This window comes from Mycobacterium sp. (genome assembly GCF_049683935.1).
Taxonomy (GTDB): Bacteria; Actinomycetota; Actinomycetes; order Mycobacteriales; family Mycobacteriaceae; genus Mycobacterium.
This window is the reverse complement of sequence record NZ_JBAUJR010000433.1, coordinates 1-2,596: the sequence shown is the minus strand read 5'-3', so window position 1 is coordinate 2,596 and position 2,596 is coordinate 1. Positions and strand designations below refer to the sequence as shown.

The following is a 2,596-nucleotide window of genomic DNA, read 5'->3' as shown; positions in this document are numbered from 1 at the left end:
GGTCTCGCCGGCACTGCGCCTGCCGGTCTCCTGCCGCGGGGCTTTGCGGGTGCTCGCCGACGCGCGACTCCGGCCCACCGTGCCGGTGACATCGGTCGGGATGTTCATCTCTTCGAAGAAGTGCGGCGAGCTGGAGTACGTCTCGGCGGGATCGGGGGTGTCCAGACCCAGCGCCTTGTCGATCATCGTCCAGCGGGGCAGCTCGTCCCAGTCGACGAGGGTGACGGCGATGCCGGTCTTGCCCGCACGACCGGTGCGGCCGATGCGGTGCACGTAGGCCTGCTCGTCTTCGGGAATCTGGTAGTTGATGACATGGGTGATGTCGTCGATGTCGATACCGCGGGCGGCGACATCCGTCGCGACGAGCACGTCGACGTCGCCGCTGCGGAACGACTTCAGTGCCTTCTCGCGGGCGCCCTGGCCGAGATCGCCGTGGACGGCGTCGACCTTGAAGCCGCGTTCGGCGAGTTCGTCGCAGACCTTCTGGGCGGTGCGCTTGGTGCGGGTGAAGATCATCGTCGCGCCGCGGCCCTCGGCCTGCAGGATCCGGCTCACCATCTCGACCTTGTCGAGGGCGTGCGCGCGGTAGGCGAACTGCTCGGTGGATTCGTGGGTGGCCGAACCCTGCACGCCCTCGGCGCGGATGTGCGTCGGCTGGTTCATGAACGTGCGGGCCAGAGTGATGATCGGGTCCGGCATGGTCGCCGAGAACAGCATCGCCTGGCGCTTGGCCGGGATCTGCTTGAGGATGCGCTCGATGTCGGGCAGGAAGCCCAGGTCGAGCATCTCGTCGGCCTCGTCGAGCACCAGCGTCGACAGCCCCCCGAGCTGCAGGTGGCCCTGCTGTGCCAGGTCGAGCAGGCGGCCGGGGGTGCCGACGACGACGTCCGCGCCCTTCTGCAACGCCTCGACCTGTGGCTCGTACGGGCGCCCGCCGTAGATGGCCACGACCGACAGCGGACGGCTCGTCCCATCGTGATCGGCTTTGAGGTATTTCGACGCCTCGGTCAGGTCACCGAAGACCTGGATGCACAGCTCACGGGTGGGGACGACGATCAGCGCGCGCGGGATGCCGCTGAGCGAACGCTCGGTGTCGGTGGTGAGCCGGTGCAGCAGCGGTACGCCGAAGGCGTAGGTCTTGCCCATGCCGGTGCGGGCCTGACCGATCAGGTCGTCGCCGGCCAGGGCCAGCGGGAGGGTCTGTTCCTGGATGGCGAAGGGATGTTCGATGCCGGATTCGGACAGCGCGCGCACGATCTCCTCGCGCACTCCGAGCTGGGCGAACGACGGACTGGTGTGGGGGACTACAGGTGTCATACGGAGAATGGAGCCTTTCACTGATTCCTCGTGGCGTTCACGCGCGCACGAGTTGTGAAGAGAACTCCGTCGGGCCCTGCGATGAGGAGGCGGGCCGCCTGCGTGCACGCACATTGTCGAGGTGCCTGCGGCGATAACCAACCGACGTGACCTGGATCGATCTGTCGACTTTCGCGCCGACACCGTCACCCATGGTAGCCGGTGGGCTCGCCGGAGCGTTACCGCACTCGTCGGAGGCCCCGTGGCGCTCTACAGTTGAGACCATGAATTCGACGCCAACTGCGGCCGCTGGTCCTGCTCCCGCGGCGGAGCGCAGCGGACCTGCCGCGTCGGGCGTCTCCACCATCTCGTCGGACCACCCGGGCATCACCGAGCTGTTCGCATTGCTGGCCTACGGCGAGGTCGCGGCGTTCTACCGCCTCACCGAGGAGGCGCGGATGGCGCCCAATCTGCGGGGCCGGATCAACATGGCCACCATGGCGGCCGCCGAGATGAACCACTACGAAGTGCTGCGCGACGCAATGGAACGCCGTGGGGTCGACGTCGTGCCCGCCATGACGAAATACGCGTCCGCGCTGGAGAACTACCACCGCCTCACGACGCCCAGCACGTGGCTCGAGGCCCTGGTCAAGACCTATGTGGGCGACGCCCTGGCGGCCGACTTCTATCTCGAGACGGCCGGCTCGATGCCCGACGAGGTCGCCGGCGTGGTGCGCTCCGTGCTCTCCGAAACAGGTCACTCGCAGTTCGTGGTAGCCGAGGTCCGGGCGGCCGTGACGGCCAGTCAGCGTCAGCGTCACCGGTTGGCGCTGTGGTCGCGGCGGCTGTTGGGGGAGGCCATCACCCAGGCCCAGTACGTGCTCGCCGAGCACGACGAACTCGTCGATCTGGTGATGTCGGGCGGCGGCCTGTCGCAGATGACCGACTTCTTCGATCACCTGCAACACACGCACAACACCCGGATGCAGGAGCTGGGACTGGCCTGACCGTGTCGGTTACCGCGTGCAGTTGGTGATCATCGAGTTGCTGTTCTGCACGGCGATCAACGCGCCGTTGGCGTCGGCGATGCTGCAGTTGAGGCGACCGGCGACGCTGGTCGCGGTCACCGAACTGAGCGTCACGCCCGGATTGAGCACCACCGTCTTGGACCACGGCAGCGACACGTTCACGTCGGTCACCAGAGCGCCCTGCTGGTCTGTGTAGATGACGGTCACCAGATCGATGAGATTGCGATCGCCGGTCACCCGGTAGGTGACGGTGCCGGGGGCCGCCGCCGGAG

General features: G+C 67.4%; 2 protein-coding genes and 1 pseudogene. 1 reads left to right on the top strand and 2 read right to left on the bottom strand.

What is annotated here, in order from left to right; all coding sequences use genetic code 11:
• Positions 1 to 1,317, bottom strand: a 1,317-nt coding sequence (locus WA965_RS24340) for a DEAD/DEAH box helicase (protein WP_526448159.1), incomplete at its 3' end; no start/stop codon positions are given.
• Positions 1,318 to 1,580: 263 nt separating this feature from the next.
• Here WA965_RS24340 and WA965_RS24335 point away from each other — a divergent pair.
• Positions 1,581 to 2,303, top strand: coding sequence for a ferritin-like fold-containing protein (locus WA965_RS24335; protein ID WP_526302537.1), 723 nt, complete (start codon positions 1,581 to 1,583; stop codon positions 2,301 to 2,303).
• A gap of 9 nt (positions 2,304 to 2,312) precedes the next feature.
• Here WA965_RS24335 and WA965_RS24330 read toward each other — a convergent pair.
• A pseudogene (locus WA965_RS24330) lies at positions 2,313 to 2,596 on the bottom strand (hypothetical protein); the annotation flags it as partial.